Consider the following 25,643-nt stretch of genomic DNA (forward strand, 5'->3'; position numbering starts at 1 on the left):
ATAGTGCAAATCTAAATTATAGGTAGATTTATGTCTTTAGTAAAAAAAATAAAAGATAAAAAAGTTAATTTTGAATTCAATAAGGAATATATAAAAGTTGTTACTTCCAAAATTGCAAATAATGACGCTTTATTTATTACGAATTCTTTTAAGGAAATGCACCCTGCTGATGCTGCGGACATTATTGAACACTTAAATCAAAGTGATAGAGAAAGTTTAATAAAACTAAATAATTTCAATATTGATCCTGAAGTTTTTGTAGAACTTAACGAATCTATTCAAACTGAAATTATCACCTATCTTTCTTCTGACTCTATAGTAACAATTTTAACAAATTTAGAGTCTGATGATGCTATATCTATCTTAGAAAATGTTCCAGAGGAGGACAAAAATAGCATTTTAAGTTCCTTACCTCCTAAAGATCGTTTTGCTTTATTAGAAAGTTTAAGTTATCCAGAAGACACAGCTGCTAGACTAATGCAGCGAGAATTTACAGCCATTCCTAGTAATTGGTCTGTAGGTCAAACAATTGACTATCTTAGAGAAAACAAGGACCTACCTGAAGAATTTTTAGAAATATTTATTATTAATGAAGAGTTTAAACCTATTGGTACTGTTCCATCATCTAGAGTTTTAACAACTTCTAGAGATACAAAGATGGCTTCTATAATGTCAGAGTCACAATTATTAATACCTGTGGATATGGACAAAGAAGAAGTTGGTAATCTATTTGAAAATTATAATCTTAATTCTGCAGCTGTAGTAGATAAAAATAATAAGCTTGTTGGAATGATAATGAGTGATGATATTTTGACTGTTCTTAAAGAAGAAGCTGAAGAAGATGTATTGAGATTAGCCGGGGTAGGTGATGAAGAAATTACTGATGGCATAATTACAAAAACAAAAAGAAGATTTAATTGGCTTTTACTAAATTTATTTACTGCATTTTTAGCAACATGGTTCATTAGTTTGTTTGGAGCAACTATTGAGCAAATGGTTGTGTTAGCTTTTTTAATGCCTATAGTGGCTTCAATGGGAGGTAATGCAGGTATGCAAACCTTAGCAGTTACAGTTAGAACAATTGCAACAAATGATCTAACTGAAAATAATTTTTCCTCAAATGTTATGAAAGAATTTACAATTGGTATTTTAAATGGAATTATTTTTGCAGCTATTAGCGCTTTTATAGTTCAAATTTGGTTTCAAGATAACATCTTATCAATGATAATTTCTATATCGATGATACTAACAATGATAATTGCAGGACTCTTTGGTATTTTGGTACCTGTCACTTTAAAAAAAATGAATATTGATCCCGCTATTGCATCAAGTGTTTTTGTCACAACAATAACTGATGTAATAGGGTTTGTTTCTTTTTTAGGTGTGGGTGCTTATTTTTTATAAGATTAAAAATTATCAATAAATCTAATATTTTTAAAATAATAAGAGACAAATATTTTGGATTGGAAAGATTTGTTGGATAGTAGTAAGTTTTTTTCATTTCTAAGCTCTAAATATTCAATCTTAACATTAAATATTTTTTGTATATTTCTTTTTTCCTCTGTTAAAAATTTGTTAATATTTTTTTTATTTTTTATTTTTCTTTTAAGAAGAGAAAATTCTTCAGATAATTTACCAGCAATAACCAAATCATCTTTATCAAGTAAGTAATTTCTAGAAGATAGAGCAAGTTTATTCTTGTTTCTAATAGTTTTACAGCCAATTATTTTAGTTGAGTATTTATTTTCAATAAATCTTTTAACCAAAAATAATTGCTGATAATCTTTTTTACCCATAAAAATCCTATTGGGTTTAATTAAATTTGTTAATCTATCCATTACATCTAACACTCCTTCAAAATGACCCTTTCTGAATTTTGCACATAAAATCTTATCTTTTTTTTTAATTGTAATTATTGATTTTCTTTTAGAATTGTAAATATCTTTAAATTTTGGAATATAAACAAAGTCAATTCCTTTAATCTTTCTTAAAATTTTTAAATCATCTTTAATATTTGATGGATATGTTTTGAAATCTTTTTTATTATTAAATTGCTTGGGATTGACAAAAATACTTACCAATGTTTTTTTACAAAGTTTTTTTGATCTTTTAATTAGAGATAAATGACCCTCATGAATTCCTCCCATTGTAGGAATAAACCCAATATCATCAAAGGGCCTTAATTTACTATTTAAAGTATGATTGTTTAATAAAATTTTCATTTGTATTAAAATATTTAATAAGTAAAACATTTAAATGATTAAACAAGCAATTATTCCATTAGCTGGACTTGGTACTAGATTGTTACCCTTAACCAGTATTTTTGCTAAAGAGCTTTTACCTATTAATGGTAAACCTGGTCTTGAATACATAATTCAAGAATGTATTGAAGCAGGTATAAAAGAAATAATCTTCATTATTTCCAAAAAAAAAGTAATGATTAAAAACTATTTCTACAATGATAGATTTTATAAAAGTTTAATTAAGAAAAAAAAAGATCCAAGAATTATTAATGAATATAAAAAAATCTTAAAATATCGGAAAATGATTAAATTTGTTTATCAAAACAAACCTAAGGGAACAGGTGATGCTGTTTTAAAAGCAAAGAAATTAATTAAAGATAAATATTTTCTAATGTTATTGCCTGATGACTTAATTGTAAAAAAAAACTGTTCAAAATCTATGATTAATTCTCACAAGAAATATAAAGCATCAGTTATGGCCAGTATGACAGTCAATAAAAAAACTGTATCGCGATGGGGCATTTATAAATTAAATAAAAAATTAAATAAAATTGATTATCTAATAAATGGTGTTATTGAAAAGCCGACTATAAAAGAAGCTCCATCAAATAAAGCTGTTATTGGTAGATACATTTTGCCAAAATCTATTTTTTCAATGCTTAAAAATACAAAACCAGGAAATAGTGGGGAAATTCATATTACTGATGCTATTCAAGCTTTGATCCAAAATAATGAAAAATTTATAGCTCATAACTTTTTAGGTAAGTATCTGGATTGTGGTACAATGAACGGTTATATCAACTCATCTAAAGAAATTGCAAAATTATGAAAATATGCATGATAGGAACTGGTTATGTTGGTCTTGTAAGTGGGGTTTGTTTTTCTGATTTAGGAAATGATGTGATTTGTGTCGATAAAGATATAAATAAAATAAACAATCTAAAAAAGGGGATAATCCCTATTTATGAGCCAGGTCTAGAGGAAATTGTTTTAAAAAATTATAAAAATAAAAGACTTAATTTTTCAACAGATTTAAAAAACTCTATTAAGAAATCAGATATAATATTTATTTGTGTTGGCACTCCAACAAAAAAAAATGGAAACAGTGCTGACCTTAGCCAGGTCTTTTCTGTGGGTAGAGAGATATCTAAATACATAAATAAATTTAAGATAATAATAACTAAATCTACTGTTCCAGTTACCACTGGTGATGAGCTTGAAAAAATTATATCTAAAAAAATTTCAAAAAATAAATTTTCAGTGGTATCAAATCCTGAATTTTTAAGAGAAGGTGAGGCTATCAGAGACTTTATTTACCCTGATAGAGTGGTGGTTGGTTCAAATGATAAAAAATCTAACTTAATACTAAAAAACCTTTACGCACCACTAATTTCAAAAGGTGCGAAGTATATTTCTACAAATAGAAGAGCTGCTGAGTTGATAAAATATGCATCAAATGCTTTTTTAGCTACTAAAATTACTTTTATTAACGAAATTGCAAACTTTTGTGAAAAAGTAGAAATTGATGTTGAGGATATTTCTATAGGTATAGGGTTGGATAAACGTATAGGTAGTCGTTTTTTAAGAGCTGGACCTGCTTATGGTGGCTCATGTTTTCCAAAAGATACAAAAGCAATAGTTTCTACAGCTGATAAGTTCAAAATAGATTTATCAGTTATAAAAAGTGTTATTAAATCCAATAAACAAAGATCACAATTATTACTAAAAAGAGTAAATCATATATTGAATAATAAAATTAAAAATAAAAATATTTGTTTTTTAGGAGTAACTTTTAAAGCTAATACAGATGATATGAGAGATTCTTCAAGTCTTGAAATGATACCCTATCTTGCTAAGCGTGGGGCTAAAATAAAATATTATGATCCAACGGGACACAAACATGAGTTTGATAAATTTAGAAATGTTTCGTGCTCTAACTCTATTAATAATGCTATGAAAAATTCAGACTTAATAATTATTCATACAGAGTGGAATGACTTTAAATCTATAAATTTTAAAAAGCTATCAACTACAAAAAAACTTAAGATTTATGATATGAGAAATATATTTTCTTCAGAAAAAATTACTTCACTTGGATTTAAGTATTTTGGAATTGGTAGATAAGTTTTAATTTAGCTCAAAAATTGCATCAACTTCAACAGAAACTCCAAGTGGCAAGCTATTAGTGCTTACTGCAGCTCTTGTATGCATACCAGCATTACCAAAAATTGACGCAATAAGATCAGAGGCTCCATTAATAACTTTTGGTTGTTCGATAAAATCTTCAGTAGAGTTGACAAATCCAGTTAATTTTATACATGATTTAATTTTTGAAAGGTCGCCGTCACATGCTTTTTTAACTTGAGCTATAATGCTTAGGCCACATCTTTCTGCGGCTTTATAAGCATCCTCTGTACTAAGTTCTTTACCAACCTTACCTTTGATAAGGTCTCCATTTGAATCTATAGAAATTTGACCTGACACATATAATAATTTTCCAACTATTTTTGTTGCAACATAGGATCCTACAGGAGCTTTTGCCTCAGGTAACTTAATTTTTAACTCTGTAATCTTATCATCATAATTCATAAATCTAATCTTTCTTTTTAAAAGGTTTAACTAATCCACTACCTAATCTTTTAACACCATCTTTTAAATTACCTGCTTTTTCAACGGTTCCTTTTTTCGTACCTTGGCAACTTTTTTCTTTCGAATAAGATGTATTTGCGGTGCAAAGGATTAAAAAAAATATTAGTAGCAAATTTTTCATTTTTTTTTCTTTTTCTTAGTTTTTTTACCTTTTTTAGTTTTATCGTATTCTATTCTTTTCTCAATAAGGATTAGAGCTTCTTCCATTGTTAATTCAGTAGGGTCTTTTTCCTCAGGAATTGTTGCATTTAATGATTTATATTTAATATACGGTCCATATTGACCTTTCATAACTCTTACTGGTTTTTTATCCTCTGGGTGTTCACCTAAATCTTTAATAATTGATGAAGACATTCGTCCAGGTTTAGCTTCAGCTATCAATGTTATTGCTCTATTTAAACCTATTGAAAATATTTCTTCTATATTTTCTATTCTTGCTGATTTATTTTCACATTTTAAATAAGGACCAAATCTTCCAGTATTTAATGTAATATCTTTTTGATTTTCAGGATTAAGACCAAGTGATTTTGGTAATGAGCATAAAAATTGAGCTTTTTCTAAATCTATAGTTTCCAATTCTAAACCTTTAGGTATTGAGACATTCTTTAAAAGTTCATTAACATCTGTTTTAGCTTTTTTTGTTTCCTTTTTTTTCTTGGTGACTTTTTCTTCTGTATGTTCTTCTAAAACTTTTTCATACTGCAAGTATGGACCAAATCTTCCATTTTTTAAATATATATCATTACCATTTTCATGTTTACCTATAAATTTAGGTTCAGCTAGTTGAGCTTGGGCAGCAGCCTTTGCTTTCGATAATGGTCTTGTAAATTTACATTCAGGATAATTTGAGCAGCCAATAAAAGCACCTCCTCTAAAACTATTTTTTAAGCTTAATGAACCTGTTTCACACAATTGGCATTTTCTTACAACTTTTCCACTAGAGTCTTTGTCAAAAATTAAAGTTCCTAGACTATCATTTAACAGGTCTAAAACTTCTCTGGTTCTCTTTTCTTTAACCTCAGAAACATTATTATTAAAATCTTTCCAAAACATTTCTAAAACTTTTATCCAGCTTTCTTTTCCAGTTGTAATCTCATCTAATTGTTCCTCTAAGCCAGCAGTAAAGTTATAATCAACATATTTAGAAAATAATTTTTCTAAAAAGGCTGATATTAATTTTCCACGATCAGTTGGAAAAAATCTTTTATTAACAATTTCAGCATATCCACGATTAGCAATTGTTGAAATTATGCTTGCATATGTAGATGGTCTACCAATACCAAGTTCTTCTAATTTTTTTACAAGGCTTGCTTCAGAATATCTTGGAGGTGGTTGTGTAAAGTGCTGTTCATCAAAAAGAGCCTCAATATTTATTGGTCCTTTAAACATTTCTGGCAAGATTGACTCATCATCATCTTTACTTGGGCTTGGAAATACTTTTAAATAACCATCAAATTTTAAAACAGAACCACTTGTTTTGCATATAGTGTCTGCATCTTTTGAAGTTATGGTTATTGTGCTTCTATCAAATTTTGCAGTCTCCATTTGTGATGATAGAGCTCTACTCCATATTAAATTATAGAGTTTTTGTTGATCTGAACTTAAATATTTCTTAACAGTTTCTGGCGATCTACTAATATCTGTAGGTCTTATAGCTTCATGAGCTTCTTGAGCATTTTTAGCTTTTTTTCCTGAATAATTTAGAGGGTTAACTGGAAGATATTCTTTTCCAAACTCACTTTTTATATAATCTCTAAAATCTGTAATTGCATCAGCTGATAAGTTTGTGCCATCTGTTCTCATATAAGTAATTAAACCTATTGTTTCACCATCAATTTCAATTCCTTGATATAGTCTTTGAGCAATTTGCATTGTTCTTGATGCACCAAAACCCAGTCTGCTTGAGGCTACCTGTTGCAATGTAGAAGTAGTAAATGGACCAGAGGGGTTTCTGTTAACCACTTTTGAGGTAATATCAGTTATATCAAATTTTTTATCTTTGATACTCTCAATTGCTTTATCTATTCCAGCTTTGTTTCTAAATGAAAATTTTTCAACTTTGTTACCATCAAGTTGAGATATACTTGCACTGATTGAGTTTTTTTTATTATCTTGAAAATTTACTGTTAGTGTCCAAAATTCTTCTGGATTAAAAGACTCAATTTCATGCTCTCTTTCTGTAATAAGTTTTAAAGCTACAGACTGAACTCTGCCTGCTGATTTTGAACCTGGTAACTTTGTCCACAGGATTGGTGAGATATTAAAACCAACTAAATAATCTAGAGCTCTTCTTGCCATATAAGCATCTACCAACAAAGGTTCTATTTGTCTTGGATTTTCTATTCCGTATGTAACAGCTTTTTTTGTAATTTCATTAAACACAACTCGCTCAACTTCTTTATCTTTTAAAAGTTTTTTTTCATTCAAGTATTCCTTTACATGCCATGCAATAGCTTCACCTTCACGATCGGGGTCTGTTGCTAAAATAATTTTAGAAGAATCTTTTGCAGCATCAGTGATTTCTTTTAAATATTTTTTTGAAAAACTATCAACTTCCCATTCCATCTTAAAGTTTTGATCAGGATCTACAGACCCATTTTTAGAGGGTAAATCTCTTATATGACCATAGCTTGCTAAAACAGTGTAATTATCACCAAGATATTTGTTTATGGTTTTTGCTTTAGCAGGACTTTCAACTATGACTAGATTCATAATTTAACAAACTACTCAAAAGAGTTTGATAGTCAAATTAATAAATTTTAGTCTTACTTTCTTCTTTATTTTTAAGTCGTTTGATATTTTCTCTATGTGTAAAAAAGATCAAAACAAACATTATTATAAAAAAAATAACATTATTGCTTTGTCCAGTTAGCAAAAAATACAAAGGTATAGATATAGCCCCAATTATTGACGACAATGATGAATATTTAGTTAATATAAATATAACTATCCAACTTATTATAAAAATTGTTCCTAATAAGATATTTATAGAAAATAAAATTCCAACATATGTGGCAACACCTTTTCCACCTTTGAACTTAAGCCAAATTGGAAATACATGTCCTAAAAATGCACATAATGAAGCAACAAATATCAGGTCTGGGAAATTAATTTTAACAAAAATAACAGGAATTATTGCTTTTGATATATCCAATATAAGCGTTGTATATCCTATCAGCTTGTTACCAGTTCTTAGTGCGTTAGTAGCTCCTATATTACCAGATCCTATATCTCGAATATCTTTTTTTAAAAAAACTCTTGTTAGAATTAAACCAAACGGAATAGATCCCATAAGGTAAGAAATAATACCTATTGTAAAATATTCCATTCCTATATTTTAAATAATTCCTTACCTTTTACAAATGTATTTGTTACTTTACCTTGTAGTTTTTTATCTTCAATTGAAGTATTTTTAGATTTTGAAACTAAGTTTTCTTTTTTTACAATCCAGGGTTTATCTAGATCAACCACACAAAAGTCTCCATCATTGCCTATTGAAAGATTTCCTTTATTAATACCTAAAATTTTTGCAGGACTAGAAGTTAAAGCTTGAATTATAGTTTCAAGTTTGACTGATCCATTGTGATATAACTCTAAGCTTAAAGATAAAAGTGTTTCTATACCTGAAGCTCCAGTTGCTGCTTGAGAGAAAGTTAGTCTTTTAGATTCTTCATCCTCAGGTTTGTGATCTGAAACAATTACATCTATAGTTCTATCTTTTAAACCTTGAACAAGTGCTTCCCTGTCTTCTTCTTTTCTCAAAGGTGGAGATAATTTTAAAAATGTTTTAAAATCTCCAATATCATTTTCATTTAAAGAGAGATTATTTATTGATACACCACATGTAAATTTAATATTATTTTTTTTGTCTTTAATTACATCAACAGATTTTGCTGATGAAATTTGTGAGATATGATAACGACATTTTGCTTTTTCAAGTAAAGTTAAATCTCTTTCGATTATAATTCTCTCAGCAATGTCAGGAATTCCAGATAGACCAAGTTTAGTAGCAATTATACCAGAATTGATCATTCCATTTTTAGAAAGATGATAATCTTCAGCATGTTGCATGATCAAACATCCTAAATCTTTAGCGGAATTCATTATTTTAGACATCAAGCTTGTATTTTGAATGGTTTTCACACCATCTGTAAAAGCTACTATTCCTTTGCTTGCTAACAGACCAAATTCAGTCATGTTTGTGCCTTCGATATTTTGTGTCAGCGAAGCGCAAGGAAATATATTTATTTTTGATTTATCTCTTCCTCTTCTTTTCAAAAAATCTACTATTGATACGTTATCTATGATTGGATCTGTGTTAGGCATTGTAACTACTGATGTTACACCACCTGATAATGCTGCATTACTTAGAGTTCTGAAATTTTCCTTATATTCATAACCAGGTTCACCTACAAATACTCTCATATCCACCAACCCAGGAAATATATATTTACCTTTTAAATCGATTGGTTTTTCTCTTGTTGGCAAATTGTTGGTATTTACTTTTTTACCTATAGCTTCAATTTTACCATCTTCACCAATAATTAAACCTCCATTTTCATTTAATGAATTGTATGGATCAATTATATTTGCATTTATAAAATATTGTTTTTTCATTTATTCACAAAAAATCTTTAAACAAGCCATTCTTACAGCCACACCAAGTTCTACCTGTTCTTTAATTACACTTTTATTAATATCGTCCGCTAATCTTGTATCAATTTCAATACCTCTATTCATAGGACCGGGATGCATTATGATTGCATCTGGTTTTGCATGATCCATTTTATCTGGTGTTAGGCCATAATATTCATAGTATTCACGGTTTGAAGAAAGAAACGAACCTGTCATTCTTTCATTTTGTAATCTCAACATCATTACTATGTCGCAATCTTTTAGACCCTTGTTCATATCTGTAAAAGTATTTACACCAAATTTTTCTATCTCTTTTGGCATTAGATTTGATGGAGCAATAATATTTACTTCTGCACCAAGCATTGATAGTAAATAAATATTTGATCTTGCAACTCTTGAATGAAGTATGTCACCACAAATTGCAATTTTAAGACCTTCAATTTTTTTTTTTCGATTAATAATTGTTAAAGCATCTAAAAGTGCTTGAGTAGGGTGTTCTCTTCTGCCATCGCCAGCATTTAATACAGCACAATTAACTTTTTGCGATAATAAGTTACATGCCCCAGAGTCTTGATGTCTAATAACAATTATATCAGGATGCATAGCGTTTAAAGTCATAGCGGTATCAATTAAAGTTTCACCTTTTTTAATTGCAGAATTTCCCATATTCATGGACATTACATCAGCACCTAATCTTTTACCTGCTAGCTCAAATGAGCTTTGAGTTCTGGTTGAAGGTTCAAAAAATAGATTAATTTGAGTTTTGCCATTTAATACATTTAATCTTTTATTCTTACTTTGATTAAGTTTAATAAATGCCTGTGACTCATCTAAGATTAAATTAACATCATTAATTGATAAATCTTGGATACCTAACAAATGTTTTTGGGAGATTTTAATAGCTCTGTTTGTTTTAATTGCCATTAAAATTAACTCTATAACTATAAAGTACCCTTATGGCAAGAATTAATTATTTAAAAAATCAATTGCACCTTGGAGTATGAATGCTGCTGCGTTTTGATCTATATTCTTTTCTCTTTTGCTAACATTTACATCAAGTTGACTAGAGATATTGAATGCCCCAACAGTAGAGAGTCTTTCGTCCCACAGACAAACATTCACATCAATTGATTTGTCAATATTTTTAGATACGTCGTTTACTGATTGAGCAGATCTACCTAATGAACCATCCATATTAATAGGATTTCCTATTATTATTCCTTTGATGTTATACTCGGTAATTATCTCCTTTAATTCATCAATTAACTCATTTGTGTTTGTTTTATTAATTGTTTTAAAGGGTGTTGCAATAGATTGCCTCTCATCACAAATAGATACACCAATTCTTTTAGAGCCTAGATCCAATCCAATCAATCTAGAGGGTTCAGACTGTTTTTTTTTTAAATCTTCAATAGTGATCATATTGTATATTTTTAACTTAAGTGATAGTTTGCGACATATTTAAATACCATATGAGCATTGATCTTAAAACAATAAAGCACATTTCAAAATTATCAAGGATTTCAGTTGATGAGCAAAAAGCTGAAAAACTTGCAGGTGATTTAAACTCAATATTTGAATTTATTGAAAAATTGAACGAATTAAATACTGATAAAGTAGAGCCACTTACATCTGTTGCTGAAACAACTTTAAAATTTAGATCAGATGAAGTTAAAAATCAAAATATAAGAGAACAAATTATAAAAAATTCACCCGAAGATAATGAGGATTTTTTTGTAGTTCCAAAGGTTGTTGAATAATGTCTGATATAACTTCTCAATCATTAACATCATTAGTCAAAAATATTAAAGAAAAAAAACTATCATCAGAAGATGTTACTAAAGCATTTGTTGAACGTTCTGAAAAATCAAAAGAATTAAATTCTTACATTTCAGAAGATTTTTCAAATGCTATTGATAAAGCAAAAAAATTTGATGAAAAACCTAATCTAGATTTAAAACTTCCAGGAATACCGATGGCTGTTAAAGATCTTTTTTGCACTAAAGATATTAGAACTACAGCGGGAAGTAAAATTTTGGAAAACTTTGTTCCAACTTATGAATCTACGGTTACTCAAAATATATGGAATGAAGGAGCAATTTTACTTGGTAAATTAAATTGTGATGAGTTTGCCATGGGATCTTCCAATGAAACAAGTTTTTATGGAAATGTACAAAACCCTATTGATAAAGGATTGGTTCCAGGTGGATCATCAGGTGGGTCTGCAGCGGCTGTAAGTGGTCAGCTGACACCAATTACAATAGGAACAGATACTGGTGGATCGATTAGACAACCAGCATCCTTTACAGGCACAGTTGGGTTAAAGCCTACTTATGGAAGTTGTTCTAGATATGGAATTGTTGCTTTTGCTTCTTCATTAGACCAAGCAGGACCAATGGCACAAAATGTTGAGGATTGTGCATTGTTACAAGAGGTAATCAGCTCTTATGACAATAAAGATTCTACATCAATAGATTTTAAAAGAAATCAATATAGCAAAGATTTAACTAAAAATATTAAAGGAAAAAAAATAGGAATACCTAAAGAATATAGAGTAGAGGGTATGCCTAAGGAGATTGAGGAGTTGTGGCAAAAAGGAATTGCATATGCAAAAGATTGTGGTGCAGAAATAGTAGATATTTCATTACCTCATACTAGTTACGCATTACCAACATATTATATAGTTGCCCCAGCAGAGGCTTCTTCAAATTTAGCACGATACGATGGCGTTAAGTACGGTTTTAGAGCTAAAGGTGAAAACTTAATTGATATGTATGAAAAAACAAGATCTGAAGGTTTTGGTGCTGAAGTACAACGAAGAATAATGATTGGTACGTATGTTTTATCATCTGGATATTATGACGCTTATTATTTGAAAGCGCAAAAAGTTAGAAAATTAATTAAAAATGATTTTGATGAAGCTTATAAAAAAGTAGATGCAATTTTAACACCTTCAACACCTAGTTCAGCATTTAAAATTGGTGAAAAGAAAGATGATCCTGTTTCAATGTACTTAAATGATATTTTTACAGTACCTGTTAATTTAGCAGGACTACCAGCCATATCTATTCCAGCAGGACATGACGCTGCAGGATATCCTTTGGGATTACAAATAATTGGCAAAGCATTTAAAGAACAAGAGATATTAAATTTAGCTTATGCGATGGAAGATAAAATTAATTTTAAAAACAAATTTTCTGATTGGTGGATTAAATAATGCCTAAAGATGGTTCAGAATATTTAATTGAAAGGTATGACAATGTTTATGAAGTTGTTATTGGTCTTGAAGTACATGCACAAGTGACATCTAATTCAAAATTATTTTCATCCTCTTCAACAAAATTTGGCGCTGAACCTAACACTCAAGTAAGTCTAGTTGATGCTGCTTTTCCTGGAATGTTGCCTGTAATTAATGAATATTGCGTGAAACAAGCAATAAAAACAGGTATTGGTTTAAGAGCTCAAATCAACAAAAGGTCAGTTTTTGATAGAAAAAATTATTTTTATGCTGACCTTCCACAAGGATATCAAATTTCACAATTCAAATATCCAATAGTTGGAGAGGGAACTGTTGTTCTTGATATGCCAAATGGACAAAAAGAAGTGGGTATTGAAAGACTACACTTAGAACAAGATGCTGGAAAAAGTATTCACGATATGGATCCACAAAATACTTTAGTAGATTTAAATAGATCAGGTGTAGCCTTAATGGAAATTGTTAGCAAACCTGATTTAAGAACTCCAGATGAGGTAAGTGCCTATATTAAAAAATTAAGATCCATAATGAGATATTTGGGTACTTGTGATGGTAATATGCAAGAAGGTTCATTAAGAGCAGATGTTAACGTTTCTGTAAGATTAAAAGACAGTAAAGAACTTGGAACACGTTGTGAGATTAAAAATGTTAATTCTATTAAATTTATGCAAATGGCAATTGATTATGAAGCTAATAGACAAGTTGATTTGATAGAAGAAGGTAAATCAATTGACCAAGAAACAAGATTATTTGATACTAAAAAAAATGAAACTAGATCAATGAGATCAAAAGAAGATGCTCATGATTACAGATATTTTCCAGATCCAGATTTATTACCATTAGAAGTTACAGATGAATTTATAGAACAATTAAAAGCTGATATTCCAGAATTACCTGATGATAAAAAGAAAAGATTTATAGATGAATTTAAAGTGTCTGCTTATGAGGCAACAATATTAGTATCTGATATTGAAACTGCAAAATTTTTTGAAGAAGTCGTTGCAAAAATGGGTAAGAACCGTGATATGAAATTAGCAGTTAACTGGATTACAGGTGAATTGTTTGCTGTTTTAAACAATAAAAATTTAGAAATATCTGAAAGCCCAATAAGTGCAAAAAATTTAGCAAAGTTAATTAATCTAATTAAAAATGGAACGATTTCTGGAAAGATAGGTAAGACAATATTTGAATTAATGCTTGATGGTGATAAAGATCCTCAAGTAATTGTTGAAGAAAAAGGTTTAAAACAAGAAAGTGACCCCAAAGCTCTAGAAGCTTTAATTGATAAGATAATTAATGATAATCGTGAAAAAGCTATCGAATATAAGAACGGTAAAGAAAAACTATTTGGTTTCTTTGTAGGTCAAGCAATGAAAGTTTCAGGTGGTAAAGCAAACCCTCAATTAATAAATGAGATATTAAAGAAAAAGCTTTAATAAAAATGGGTTCAAACCTTGAAATAACAGAAAAATTACAAAATTATATTAATGATTTTGGATTAAAGCTAAATCCAATTCAGCAAGAAATAATTGATTACAATAATTCATTAGGCGACATCAAAAGGATGCAAATTGATCCATCTCAATGCTATTTTTTGCATTTAATCGTAAAAATCTCAAATATAAAAAATGTACTAGAAATTGGAACTTTCACAGGATTAAGTGCACTCTCAATTTCACTAGCTTTACCAGAAGATGGTAGACTGACAGCGCTTGATAAAAATGAAAAAACTAACAAGGTGGCATTAAATTTTTTTAAAAAAGCAAAACAAGAACATAAAATAAAAACAATAATAAAACCAGCCTTAGAAAGCTTAGAAGATCTTAAAAATAATAAATTTGATATGGTTTTTATTGATGCAGATAAAATGAATTACAAAGAATATTACGAAAGATCATTAAATCTAATTGATAAGGAGGGGTTAATAATTGTTGATAATGTTTTGTGGCATGGAGAAGTTGCTGATAAAGGAAATTTAGATAAATACACAGTAAACATAAGAGAATTTAATTCTCATATTGCTAATGATAAAAGAGTTGAACAAATTATAATTCCTTTAGGAGATGGCATGACAGTTTGTAGAGTTTTATAATGTTTAAAGTTTTTGGTTTTTACAAATTTATAAAAGTTACATCTTTAAAAAAAAATAAAGATGCTATGCAAAAATTCTTTATTAAAAACAATATAAGAGGAACTATTATTATTGCTAAAGAAGGACTAAATGGAACTATATCTGGCCAAGTTAAAAATATAGATAAAACAATTAAAAAACTTAAATCGCTATTTTCATTTAGAAATTTTGATAATAGTAATAATTCTAAATCTTCATTCCAACCTTTTCACAAACCTAAAGTTAAAATTAAAAAAGAAATTGTTCCAATGAATTTAATGTTGAATTCTAAAGAAAGAAATTTAGAAACTCATTTAGATCCAAAAGAGTGGAACAAATTAATTAAAAAAAAAGATACCCATATTATTGATACAAGAAAGCCTTTTGAATTTGACGTAGGAACATTTAAAAAATCGGTAAATCCAAATGTAAATAATTTTAGAGATTTTCCTAAATATCTAAATAAATTAAAAAAGAATAAACCAGTAGCCATGTTTTGTACCGGTGGTGTTAGATGTGAAAAAACATCAGTATATTTAAAGAACAAAGGTTTCAAAAATATCTATCAATTGAATGGTGGTATTTTAAATTATCTCAAAAATACTAAGAAAAAAGATAGTATGTGGAAAGGTGAGTGCTTTGTTTTTGACAACAGGATCAGTCTTAAACACGGTTTAAGTGTTGGAAGCTATTTCATGTGCAGTGGATGTAGAAAACCAATTTCACCTAAAGACAAAAAATCTAAAAAATACGAAGAAGGTGTTTCTTGCACAAAATGTTACGATAACTTGACAAAATCTCAAAAGACACGATTTAGAATGAGACAAGAACAAATAAATCTTGCTAAAAAGAGTGGTTCAAAGCATATATTCCAAAAAGAATATAAATAAAAATAAATTGTCTAAACAAATAAATTTAACAAAAGACCCTATTTGGGATCTTCTTAGAAAAGTAACGATACCTGCAAGCGTAGGTTCGTTATTTCAAACTTTTTATAATTTAGTTGATACTTGGTTTGCAGGTAGAATTTCAGCAGAAGCTATAGGTGCAATAGCTAAATCATTTCCAATATATTTTGTAATTATAGCGGTAGGCGTTGGTATTGGTGCTGCAACAAATGCTTGTATAGGTAATTTATTAGGAGAAAAGAAATTTAATAAAGCATCACTATTTATTGCTCAATCAGTTATTTTTGCAATATTAACATCCGTTATAGTCACATTATTTGGATTAAATGTTTCTAATTTTCTTTTAGGTGTAATGGGCTCTGATGCTTCAAGCATTGTTTTAACAAGAGAATATTTAGATATAATTTTCTACGGTACTTTTATTGTGATGATACAAATTTCTTTAAATGGTGCTCTTAATGCTCAAGGTGATACAAAAAGTTATAGAAATGTATTAATCTTTAGTTTTTTCTTAAATATTTTTTTAAATCCATTATTTATTTGGGGTTACGGGTTTATTCCTGCTTTTGGTATAGGTGGACTTGCTATTGCAACAGTAATTTCACAATCTATTGGAACATTTTATTTAGCTTATAAAATTAACTCATGTAAATTAAGAAAATATTTATACATACAGTGTTTTATTCCTAAATTAGATATGTTGAGAGAATTATTTTCTCAAGCACTCCCTATAATGTTTAGTATGCTTTTTATAGGAGTTGGCATATTTAATATTTTATACTTTATTGGACAATTTGGAGAAATGGCTACCGCTGGTTATGGTTCTGCTTTAAGGGTTGAGCAGGTTTTTTTATTACCTGTTATTGGTTTAAATACTGCGGTACTATCAATAGGGGGACAAAATTTTGGTGCAAAAAAGTTTAATCGTATAAGAGAATTATATACAAAGGCTCTTTTATTTGGCTCTTCATTTATGATTGGAGCAGGAATAATATTATTTTTTGGTGCAGAATTTTTTGTATCTCAATTTACTGATAATACTGAAGCAATTAAACATGGGGCGCTTTATCTTAAAGTTGCAGCCTTAATTGGTCCTATTTATCCGGTATTTTTTATCACTACAGCAGTATTCCAAGCACTTAAAAAACCAATTTATAGCCTATATTTAAGTATACTTAGGTTAACTGCATTTCCATTTTTGTCTTTATGGTATGTGATTAATATAAGAGGTGGTGATTATAATGATATATTTTACACAATAATGGCAACTAATTGGATTATGGGTATTGCCCTAATAATTTTCATTGGGTATTTTTTAAATAATGTATTTAAGCAAAAGAAAAGCCATTTTAGTTATTAGTGTTTCAGCACTAGTTTTTTTTTTCACATATACCGACATTAAATCACAAGATATTAAAATAACGGATGGAGATACAATTAAGATTAATGGTGAAAAAATTAGATTTAGTGGCATAGATACACCAGAATTAAAACAAAACTGCATTAAAGAAGGTGAAAGTGATCCTTGTGGAATAACAGCCAAACAAATTCTTATAGATAAGATTGGAAATAATAAAGTTATCTGTATTAGCGAAGGTAAAGATCAATATAAAAGAACATTAGCAGAGTGTTTTGTAAATGATGAAAGTTTATCCAGTTATCTTGTTAGAAGTGGTTATGCATTTGCATATAGAAGGTATTCAAAAAAGTTTATCCCAGATGAAGATTATGCAAGAATTAATAAAATTGGTATATGGGCCATGAAATTTGAGTATCCGTGGGATTATAGAAGAAACAATTAAAGTTTGATTGAAATTTCCATATGAATTATACATTTTAGATCTTTATGCCAAAAATATTTTCAATTTATGTAAACATAATAGATTCCATTTGCATTAAAGTAGGTAGGTTTGTGATGTATGGCGTTTTCTTCATGATGTTTCTTTTAATTTTATCATTTGTCACAAGAAATATTATCAATTACCCTTTGATGTGGATTATAGAAATGGCTCAATTTACCATAACTGCGTATTATCTTTTGGGTGGTGGTTATTCAATGCTAGCAGATGATCATGTTAGAATGGATTTGTTTTACGGAAAGTTATCAAAAAAAGGAAAAGCTAAAATGGATATTTTTACAAGTTTTTTTCTTATTTTCTATTTAGCTATTTTGTTTTTTGGATCAATAACTAGTTTAATTTATACTATTGAGACAAAACAAAAACTTTTTACTGCTTGGGCCCCTTATGTTTGGCCCATCAAAACGTTAATGTTAATAGGAATTTTGTTAATGCTTCTTCAAGCCTTTTCTTCATTATTTAAAAATATAGCTCACGTAAAAAATAGAAAAATATAATTATGTTAGCTCAATATTTAAGTTATGAATTTATTGCTCTTTTCATGTTCATAACAATGCTTGTTATGATGTTTACAGGACAAAGAGTTTTTGGTGCTATTGGATTCGTTGCTGCAGCCTCAGCATTATTAATTTGGGGCGATGGGTCTCTTGAAATGCCTTACACCGCAACATGGAAACTTTTTAAATGGTATCCAATGCTAACTTTACCATTGTTTATTTATATGGGTTTTATGATTTCAGAATCGGGCATTGCAAGTGACCTTTATAAAATGTTTCATGTTTTATTTGGTGGATTAAAAGGAGGTTTGGCTATTGGTACAATGTTCATGATGGTCGCAATTTCGGCTATGAATGGTTTAAGTGTTGCTGGTATGGCAATAGGTGCAACTATAGCGATACCTGAAATGTTGAAAAGGAATTACGATAAAAGAATGATCACGGGCGTTGTTCAAGCAGGGAGCTCGCTGGGTATTTTAATTCCACCAAGTGTTGTCATGGTCTTATATGGAATGATTGCACGTCAACCTGTAAGCAAATTATGGATGGCAGGAATTTTACCAGGATTATTGATGGCATCTTTATTTTTGATATATATTTATGTTAGATGTAAGTTACAACCTGAACTTGGACCTCCATTACCTAAAAAAGATAGAAATATTTCAACTTTAGAAAAAATTAAATTACTTAAGGCAGGAGTAATACCTTTTCTAATTTTTTTTCTCATGACAGGATTATTCTTAATGGGTATTGCAAGTTTAGTTGAATGTTCTGCAGTAGGTGCATTACTAGCAACATTAGCTTCTATTTTTAAAAAAAGATTTAACAGAAAAGTATTAGATGCAACTTTAAAAAAGACATTAGGTGTTTCTTGTATGTTTATGTGGATTATATTAGCAGCGTTAACTTTTGGTGCGGTATTTGATGGTTTAGGAGCGGGGAGAGCTATTGAAACATTATTTATTGAAAGATGGCAGCTTTCACCATGGGGCGTTTTAATTATGATGCAACTTTCATATATTCTCATGGGAATGTTTTTGGATGACACGGCTATGCTGGTAATAGTTGCGCCTCTTTATGTACCTTTGATTATTGCGTTAGGTTTTGATCCAATTTGGTATGGTGTTCTTTATACGATTACTTGTCAAATTGCATACATGACACCACCATTTGGATATAATTTATTTTTGATGAGAGCCATGGCTCCAAAAGAAATTTCTTTACAAGATATTTATAGTTCAATTGTTCCATTTGTACTAATAATGGTTTTTGGTTTAGCTATTGTTATGATTTTCCCTGAGATAGCGACATATCTTCCAGAAAAGTATTTATCAAGATAAAATTCAACTTAAAGTTTAATTAAATTTTTTTTATAAGATTTACTAAATAAAAAAATAAAATATTAAGTTTCATATTATTAAAAATTATAATACTCTTTTACATTAACTTACGTAAAGGAGATCACGTGAAAAAAAATAAAAAAATATTAACGAACAAGAGGCGTTCGTTTATTAAGAAAGCAGGTTTACTAACTTTAGGAGCTGCAGGTGCTACTACTATTAAAGCGCCTTATGCTTTTTCTGCAACAAACCCAATTAAATGGAGATTACAGACTTATTCTGGAGCTCCCCTTGGTGCACACGTTATCAAACCACAAATAGAAGCATTTAATAAAGCTGCTCATGGTGAAATGGAAATTGAACTTTATTATGCGGATCAATTAGTTCCAACTGATGAGCTGTTTAGAGCTATGCAGGCAGGAACACTTGATGCGGTACAAAGTGATGATGCTACAATGGGATCTCCAGTAGATATTTCTGTGTTTGGAGGATACTTCCCATTTGCAACTAGATACAGCTTGGATGTACCAGCTTTATTTAAATATTATGGTTTAAATGAAATTTGGGATGAAGCTTATAGTGAAGTTAAAGGTGTTAAATGGTTAAGTACAAGTGCTTGGGATCCATGTCATCTTTTCACTGTAAAGAAAAAAGTTACTTCTTTAGCAGACATGAAGGGATTAAGAGTGTTTGGTGTCCCTACAGCTGGTAAATTCTTAGCTCAATATGGCTTAATCCCAGTAACAGTTCCTTGGGATGATGTTGAAGTTGCTATGCAAACAGGAGAACTTGATGGAGTATGTTGGTGTGGATTTACTGAAGCATATGAAGTGGGTTGGGCTGACATTTGTAAATATGCACTAACTAACTCTGTTACAGGAGCTTGGTTTGGTTCTTATTTTGCTAACCAAAAAAGTTGGGATAAATTAAGTCCTAAACTTCAAGCACTTTACAGAATGTCTATTAATGATTCACATTATTATAGACAAGTTTGGTATTGGGGTGGAGAAGCTAAACTTCGTGTTGAAGGTAAGAAGATGGAGCTTACAAGTTTACCTGATAACGAATGGGGAAAAGTTGTAGAAGATTCCAAAAAGTTTTGGGATGATACTTCAAAAATTAGTCCTCGTGCTAAAAAAGTTGTTGATGCATTCAAAGCTTATGCTTCAACAATGGATAAAGCAGGATATCCTTACAGATAAAGATTATAATTTTAGGCGCCTTTTTTTAAGGCGCCTAATTAGAACTAAGGCTTTGATGTAATTCCACCATCAACAATCAATTCAGTCCCAGTAATATAACTAGCTTGATCACTTAGTAAAAACAAAGAGGCATTCGATATATCCTCAGGTTTACCTACTTTATTTAATGGGATAAATTTTTCCAAATTTTTTTTTGCTTTAGGATTTCTTTTCCATCTGACTTGCATTCCAGTGTCTATTGGTCCAGGTAAAATTACATTTGATCTAATTTTGTTACGGGCAAACTGAATTGCAAAAGATTTAGACAGTCTTATCATAGCAGCTTTTGATGCTCCATATGCATCTTGAGGTTTGTCATCCCCTGATAAAGCGTCTATAGAAGAAATATGAACCATTGATCCAAAATTATTTTTAATCATTTTAGGAACAATAATTTTTGATAGGAAAACCATTGATTTTAAATTGATTTGAAAAACTTTATCCCAAATTTTATCATCTATATTAACGGCCGATATATCTTTGTCGAACCAAAGTACACCAGTAGTGTTGACTAAATAATCTATACTTTTGTTCTTTTTATAAAATTTATCGATATGAGTTTTCATTGACTTAAAATTTGTTACGTCAACTTTCTTAAATTCACAATTTTTATTTTTTTTTAAAAAATCATAACTAGGACTTTTAAGATCTAGCATCAAAACAGAAATATGGTTTTGAGATAATTTTTTGGAAATTTCTAAACCCATTCCACCAGATGCTCCAGTAATTATAGCCGATTTTCCTTTGTAACTTAATTTCATGTTATTGCTCTTTTCTTAAATGAAAACTTTTTGGAGCTGTTAATTTTTCATAAGCAATCTCAGATAATGAGCAGCCTTTTCCAGTTTCTTTAACACCAGTCCAAGAAAGAGCTGGATCTAAGTAATCACATCTGTTCATATAGAAAGTACCCGTTTGAACTTTGTTACCTATTTGTTCAGCTATACTTATATCCTTAGTCCAAATAGAAGCTGTTAAACCGTAAGGACTGTCATTCATCAATTTTATAGCTTCGTTTTCATCATTTACTTTCATTATACCCACACATGGTCCAAAAGTTTCCTCTGTCATAAAACTCATATCATGAGTAACATCAATTAAGACTTGAGGTATTAAATAATTTTTATGCTGATTAGGGAAATCAAATTTACTTTCATCAATCATTTTTTTTGCTCCCTTATCAACAGCATTATTCATTTGATTTAAGATAAAATCTGCAGCTGATAATTTAACAACTGGACCTAAATTAGTATCTTTATTTAAGGGGTTTCCAAGTTTGTAATTGTAAGTTTTTGAAGCAAACAGCTCTATAAAATCATTATAAATTTTTTCATCAACATAAATTCTTTCAATTCCACAACAAGATTGACCAGAATTAAAAAAAGACCCATCTACTAAATTTTCAACTGTTTTTTCTAAGTCACAATCGTGTCTTGCGTATGCTGGATCTTTACCACCTAATTCTAAAGCCATATCTATGAACTTGGTATGAGTTGCTTTTTGTACATCATATCCAGCTTTTACTGAGCCAGTAAATGACACAAAGTTAATCCGTTTATCTGAAACTACTTTTAAACCGTCTTCATGATTTAAATGTAAGTAATTAAAAACATCTTTTGGTAAAGTTTTTTTTGCTGATTCATATAGCTGTTCAGCACACAAAGGTGTTTGTGCAGAATGTTTTAGAATGACTGTATTACCAGATGCCATTGCTGGTATTATGGAGTTAACCGCAACAAGATATGGATAGTTCCAAGGTGCAATTACAAATACCACTCCTAAAGCCCTTCTTTTAATATAACTTTTAAAATTACTATCTTTAGCTACATCGATATTTTCTAATTTTTTTTCTGCAATTGACAACATGTAGTCAGCTCTTTCTTTAAAACCATTTAACTCACCAGCAGCTTGAGAAATAGGTCTGCCTATTTGTCTGCTTAGCTCTTCACTTATCATGTCACCTTTAGATAAAAAATCTTCAACAAATTTTTTTAATAGTCTAACTCTCTCTTTAACATCCAGATCGGCCCAAGATTTTTGAGCTTTAACTGAATTACTTATAGTTTGTTCAATTTTGTCAGAGTTATACTCTCTCTCAATATAGACAGTATTATCAATAGGTGTAATTGTTTTTTGCATAAATATTTTAGTTAAAATTGATTAAGAAAATGATATACAACATCTAATTTCATATAACACTAAATATTATTATGCAAAAATACAACTGGAATTATCCAACAACAATGTGGGTAGGTGAAAATAGAATTAATGATATAGCTATAGCTTGTCAAAATTTAGGTATTTCAAAACCACTATTAGTAACAGACAAAGGTTTGGCTGAAACTGATATTGTAAAAAATACTTTAACAATATTAAAAGACAATAAGATTTTTACAGAATTATATTCTAATGTTGTCGGTAATCCGACAGGAACAAATGTAATAGAAGGTGCTAATTATTATAATAAAAATAGTTGTGATGGAGTAATAGCTTTTGGTGGTGGTAGTGGCTTGGATGTTGGCAAAGCTATTGCATTTATGTCTGGGCAAACACTATCATTATGGGATTTTGAAGACGTGGGAGACAATTGGACTAAAGCTAATTCTGATAAAATTGCTCCAATTATTGCTGTTCCAACAACTGCTGGAACTGGTTCTGAAACTGGACGTGCATCTGTAATTTTAAATGAAGAAACTGGTGTAAAAAATATAATTTTTCATCCTAAGTTTTTGCCATCAATAGTTATTCTTGATCCAATTCTAACACTTGGTTTACCTGCAAAAATTACTGCTGCAACAGGAATGGATGCTTTAGCTCATAATTTAGAAGCTTATTGTGCTCCAGGATACCATCCGATGGCCGATGGTATAGCTCTAGAAGGTATGAGAATAATTAATGAATGGTTACTTGAAGCTGTTAAAAATGGTTCAAATATAGAAGCACGTCAAAATATGCTTACAGCTGCAAGTATGGGATCAACTGCATTTCAAAAAGGATTGGGTGCAATTCATTCATTGAGCCATCCTGTAAATGCATTAAATAATATTCATCATGGTTTGTCCAATGCAATATTTATGCCTTATGTATTAACTTTCAATAAGAGCGTTATTGAAAAAAAGATAATAAAAATTTGTGATTACTTAGAACTTAAAGAGCGATCTTTTGATGGTTTTGTTAAATGGGTTTTAGATTTAAGAAAAAAACTAGATATGCCACACAAACTATCTGATGTGATTGATGAAAAGGATTTTGATCTTGATAGGTTGTCAGAAATGGCTTTAGCGGATCCATCAACAGGTGGTAATCCAAAAAAATTGACTAAAGATGATATGAAAATAATGTATCAACATAGTATGACTGGCAAATTGTTTTAAATGAGTAATTTAAATATTTTAATTGTTGAAGGAAACATTAGGGAAGACAGTGAGTTTTTTATTAAAGCGGCTGGAGCTTCGGCAGCAGATAATTTAAAAAATTTAATTTTAAAGATAGATCCATCAATAGATACAAAAATTATAAATCCTGGTCATGACGACGAAACACGTAAAGCCATAGAAAATATGAGTAAATATAATGGTATTATTTTTACGGGAGGTGCAATGAGATTAAATGATATGACTGATGTCATTAAAAAACACATCAATTTTGCATCCGATTGCTTAAATCAAAATAAGAAGATTTTAGCAATTTGTTGGGGGCTACAAGTTTGCACGACAGCAGCTGGTGGTAAAGTAAACCCTGGAAAAAATGGTGCACATATTGGAATTGCATCAAATGTGATAATTAACAATAGCGGTCATAAACATTTTATATACAAAGATAAAAAAAATAAATTTACCTCACCAGCATTTAATTTTGATGAAGTTAGTGAATTACCAAAAAATGCTACTCTACTATCAAGTGATAAAGTTAATAATGTGATGGGTGTAAGTTTTAATGCAGGAAATTCTGAGATTACAGGATTACAATATCATCCAGATTATGAATATTATCAGATGATTAACCTTATTGCAGGTCGCAAAGAGAGATTATTTAAAAATAAAAATTTTTTGAATGAAGAAGAATATCAAAAACATATTTCATATATAAAAGCTGAAAATGGGTTATTAAATTTTGAAGATAGAACTTGTGAAGTTAGAAATTGGCTAAATCATATTAAGTAAAAATTTATTTATCTTTTAGTCTTTTTTCAAGTTTTCTTACAAAAAATGAAACAATCAGAATAAGAACTAAATATTCTAGTATTAAAAAAGTATAAATTTCCAAAGGTCTATAGGTTGTTACCACCAATTCATTTGCTTTTCTAGTCAAGTCACCAATGCCAATTATTGACACCAATGAAGACATTTTTAATACATAAACAAATTGATTTCCTATAGCGGGTAAAATATTTTTTATTGCTTGAGGAAGTATTACCAACCTTAATCTTTTGAAAAAATTTAGACCTAATGAGCTACCAGCTTCCCATTGTGCTTTCTTAATTGAATTTATACCAGCTCTAAAAATTTCTGCTTGAAAGGCACTTTCACTTATAGCTAGAGCAATTATTCCAGAAACAAATGGACTAAAGCTAATACCCGTCATTATTGGTAATCCATAGTAAATCCATAAGATTAAAACCAATAATGGTACCGCTCTTACAATTTCAACATAACCAATATTAATAAAGGTTAAAAATTTATTTTTAGCCAAAGAGGGGATAGCAACTATCAAACCTAATAACATCGATATAATAATTGATATTACAGAAATATAAATTGTAGTTGTTAAACCGCTTAATAAAAATTTAAGATTTGTTAACCCTTCAATATTATTTGGAGAAATAATAAACCATCCCAGTTCTTGATTTGTGCAAGAAGAGAGTGGAATAATTAAAAGTAAAAAAAATATGTTTTTCACTCTTAA

26 protein-coding genes are annotated in these 25,643 nt (G+C 29.6%); 15 read left to right on the top strand and 11 right to left on the bottom strand.

From position 1 onward, the window contains the following. Positions 1-30: 30 nt before the first annotated feature. Positions 31-1,404 carry a magnesium transporter gene (gene mgtE, locus ACIJYI_RS02910; protein WP_435114605.1) on the top strand — a complete coding sequence of 458 codons (1,374 nt, stop codon included), beginning with the start codon at positions 31-33 and terminating at the stop codon, positions 1,402-1,404. A gap of 2 nt (positions 1,405-1,406) precedes the next feature. On the opposite strand, the gene ACIJYI_RS02915 is transcribed toward mgtE, so the two are convergent. Beyond that, positions 1,407-2,252 carry a pantoate--beta-alanine ligase gene (locus tag ACIJYI_RS02915; RefSeq protein ID WP_435114606.1) on the bottom strand — a complete coding sequence of 282 codons (846 nt, stop codon included), beginning with the start codon at positions 2,250-2,252 and terminating at the stop codon, positions 1,407-1,409. A 4-nt stretch (positions 2,253-2,256) separates the two neighbouring features. Between ACIJYI_RS02915 and ACIJYI_RS02920 the strand changes: the two genes are divergently transcribed. Then, positions 2,257-3,072, top strand: coding sequence for a sugar phosphate nucleotidyltransferase (locus tag ACIJYI_RS02920; protein ID WP_435114607.1), 816 nt, complete (start codon positions 2,257-2,259; stop codon positions 3,070-3,072). Beyond that, positions 3,069-4,367 carry a UDP-glucose dehydrogenase family protein gene (locus ACIJYI_RS02925; protein WP_435114608.1) on the top strand — a complete coding sequence of 433 codons (1,299 nt, stop codon included), beginning with the start codon at positions 3,069-3,071 and terminating at the stop codon, positions 4,365-4,367. Before ACIJYI_RS02920 ends, ACIJYI_RS02925 begins: the two co-directional genes overlap by 4 nt. Before the next feature lie 3 nt (positions 4,368-4,370). On the opposite strand, the gene ACIJYI_RS02930 is transcribed toward ACIJYI_RS02925, so the two are convergent. From ACIJYI_RS02930 to ruvX, 7 genes are read right to left on the bottom strand one after another with little or no spacing between them, the layout of a single operon-like run. Further along, positions 4,371-4,832 carry a RidA family protein gene (locus ACIJYI_RS02930; RefSeq protein ID WP_435114609.1) on the bottom strand — a complete coding sequence of 154 codons (462 nt, stop codon included), beginning with the start codon at positions 4,830-4,832 and terminating at the stop codon, positions 4,371-4,373. A 4-nt stretch (positions 4,833-4,836) separates the two neighbouring features. Next, positions 4,837-5,013 (bottom strand): hypothetical protein, encoded by a 177-nt coding sequence (locus ACIJYI_RS02935; protein ID WP_435114610.1) that lies wholly within the window; start codon positions 5,011-5,013, stop codon positions 4,837-4,839. Beyond that, entirely contained in the window at positions 5,010-7,604 is a 2,595-nt protein-coding gene (gene topA, locus ACIJYI_RS02940; RefSeq protein WP_435114611.1) for a type I DNA topoisomerase, read from the bottom strand. Before topA ends, ACIJYI_RS02935 begins: the two co-directional genes overlap by 4 nt. Positions 7,605-7,641: 37 nt before the next feature. After that, positions 7,642-8,220: a glycerol-3-phosphate 1-O-acyltransferase PlsY gene (gene plsY, locus ACIJYI_RS02945; protein WP_435114612.1), complete on the bottom strand. Its 579-nt coding sequence runs from the start codon at positions 8,218-8,220 to the stop codon at positions 7,642-7,644. A 2-nt stretch (positions 8,221-8,222) separates the two neighbouring features. After that, positions 8,223-9,509 carry a dihydroorotase gene (gene pyrC / locus ACIJYI_RS02950; RefSeq protein ID WP_435114613.1) on the bottom strand — a complete coding sequence of 429 codons (1,287 nt, stop codon included), beginning with the start codon at positions 9,507-9,509 and terminating at the stop codon, positions 8,223-8,225. After that, complete coding sequence (locus ACIJYI_RS02955) at positions 9,510-10,451, bottom strand: aspartate carbamoyltransferase catalytic subunit (RefSeq protein ID WP_435114614.1); 942 nt, start codon at positions 10,449-10,451, stop codon at positions 9,510-9,512. A 42-nt stretch (positions 10,452-10,493) separates the two neighbouring features. Further along, positions 10,494-10,949 carry a Holliday junction resolvase RuvX gene (gene ruvX / locus ACIJYI_RS02960; protein ID WP_435114615.1) on the bottom strand — a complete coding sequence of 152 codons (456 nt, stop codon included), beginning with the start codon at positions 10,947-10,949 and terminating at the stop codon, positions 10,494-10,496. 50 nt (positions 10,950-10,999) lie between these two features. Between ruvX and gatC the strand changes: the two genes are divergently transcribed. The 10 genes from gatC (at position 11,000) to ACIJYI_RS03010 (ending at position 20,699) form a co-directional block, all read left to right on the top strand. Then, positions 11,000-11,287: an Asp-tRNA(Asn)/Glu-tRNA(Gln) amidotransferase subunit GatC gene (gene gatC / locus ACIJYI_RS02965; RefSeq protein WP_435114616.1), complete on the top strand. Its 288-nt coding sequence runs from the start codon at positions 11,000-11,002 to the stop codon at positions 11,285-11,287. Continuing rightward, positions 11,287-12,744 carry an Asp-tRNA(Asn)/Glu-tRNA(Gln) amidotransferase subunit GatA gene (gene gatA, locus ACIJYI_RS02970; protein WP_435114617.1) on the top strand — a complete coding sequence of 486 codons (1,458 nt, stop codon included), beginning with the start codon at positions 11,287-11,289 and terminating at the stop codon, positions 12,742-12,744. Before gatC ends, gatA begins: the two co-directional genes overlap by 1 nt. Continuing rightward, positions 12,744-14,219 carry an Asp-tRNA(Asn)/Glu-tRNA(Gln) amidotransferase subunit GatB gene (gene gatB, locus ACIJYI_RS02975; RefSeq protein WP_435114618.1) on the top strand — a complete coding sequence of 492 codons (1,476 nt, stop codon included), beginning with the start codon at positions 12,744-12,746 and terminating at the stop codon, positions 14,217-14,219. Before gatA ends, gatB begins: the two co-directional genes overlap by 1 nt. Positions 14,220-14,224: 5 nt before the next feature. Beyond that, complete coding sequence (locus ACIJYI_RS02980; protein WP_435114619.1) at positions 14,225-14,875, top strand: O-methyltransferase; 651 nt, start codon at positions 14,225-14,227, stop codon at positions 14,873-14,875. Continuing rightward, positions 14,875-15,783, top strand: coding sequence for a rhodanese-related sulfurtransferase (locus ACIJYI_RS02985; RefSeq protein ID WP_435114620.1), 909 nt, complete (start codon positions 14,875-14,877; stop codon positions 15,781-15,783). Before ACIJYI_RS02980 ends, ACIJYI_RS02985 begins: the two co-directional genes overlap by 1 nt. 7 nt (positions 15,784-15,790) lie before the next feature. After that, positions 15,791-17,161: an MATE family efflux transporter gene (locus ACIJYI_RS02990; protein WP_435091101.1), complete on the top strand. Its 1,371-nt coding sequence runs from the start codon at positions 15,791-15,793 to the stop codon at positions 17,159-17,161. Further along, on the top strand, positions 17,124-17,603 hold the full coding sequence (locus ACIJYI_RS02995) for a thermonuclease family protein (protein WP_435114621.1): 480 nt from the start codon (positions 17,124-17,126) through the stop codon (positions 17,601-17,603). Before ACIJYI_RS02990 ends, ACIJYI_RS02995 begins: the two co-directional genes overlap by 38 nt. Positions 17,604-17,647: 44 nt before the next feature. After that, positions 17,648-18,157: a TRAP transporter small permease subunit gene (locus ACIJYI_RS03000; RefSeq protein WP_435114622.1), complete on the top strand. Its 510-nt coding sequence runs from the start codon at positions 17,648-17,650 to the stop codon at positions 18,155-18,157. 2 nt (positions 18,158-18,159) lie between these two features. Next, the gene (locus ACIJYI_RS03005; protein WP_435114623.1) at positions 18,160-19,497 is read left to right on the top strand and encodes a TRAP transporter large permease; all 1,338 of its coding nucleotides are present in this window, start codon (positions 18,160-18,162) and stop codon (positions 19,495-19,497) included. A 125-nt stretch (positions 19,498-19,622) separates the two neighbouring features. Next, complete coding sequence (locus ACIJYI_RS03010) at positions 19,623-20,699, top strand: C4-dicarboxylate ABC transporter (RefSeq protein WP_435114624.1); 1,077 nt, start codon at positions 19,623-19,625, stop codon at positions 20,697-20,699. 44 nt (positions 20,700-20,743) lie between these two features. On the opposite strand, the gene ACIJYI_RS03015 is transcribed toward ACIJYI_RS03010, so the two are convergent. Then, positions 20,744-21,499 (bottom strand): SDR family NAD(P)-dependent oxidoreductase, encoded by a 756-nt coding sequence (locus ACIJYI_RS03015; RefSeq protein ID WP_435114625.1) that lies wholly within the window; start codon positions 21,497-21,499, stop codon positions 20,744-20,746. Position 21,500: 1 nt separating this feature from the next. Then, positions 21,501-22,877, bottom strand: a complete 1,377-nt coding sequence (locus ACIJYI_RS03020; protein ID WP_435114626.1) for an aldehyde dehydrogenase family protein — start codon at positions 22,875-22,877, stop codon at positions 21,501-21,503. A 71-nt stretch (positions 22,878-22,948) separates the two neighbouring features. Here ACIJYI_RS03020 and ACIJYI_RS03025 point away from each other — a divergent pair, with 71 nt between their 5' ends. Continuing rightward, positions 22,949-24,112, top strand: a complete 1,164-nt coding sequence (locus tag ACIJYI_RS03025) for an iron-containing alcohol dehydrogenase (RefSeq protein WP_435114627.1) — start codon at positions 22,949-22,951, stop codon at positions 24,110-24,112. Beyond that, a complete protein-coding gene (locus tag ACIJYI_RS03030; RefSeq protein ID WP_435114628.1) occupies positions 24,113-24,901 on the top strand; it encodes a glutamine amidotransferase-related protein in 789 nt (262 codons plus the stop codon). Positions 24,902-24,905: 4 nt separating this feature from the next. On the opposite strand, the gene ACIJYI_RS03035 is transcribed toward ACIJYI_RS03030, so the two are convergent. Further along, positions 24,906-25,637, bottom strand: a complete 732-nt coding sequence (locus ACIJYI_RS03035; protein ID WP_435114629.1) for an amino acid ABC transporter permease — start codon at positions 25,635-25,637, stop codon at positions 24,906-24,908. Between the last annotated feature and the right edge of the window lie 6 nt (positions 25,638-25,643).

This window comes from Candidatus Pelagibacter bacterium nBUS_36 (assembly GCF_051201215.1).
Lineage (GTDB): Bacteria > Pseudomonadota > Alphaproteobacteria > Pelagibacterales > Pelagibacteraceae > Pelagibacter.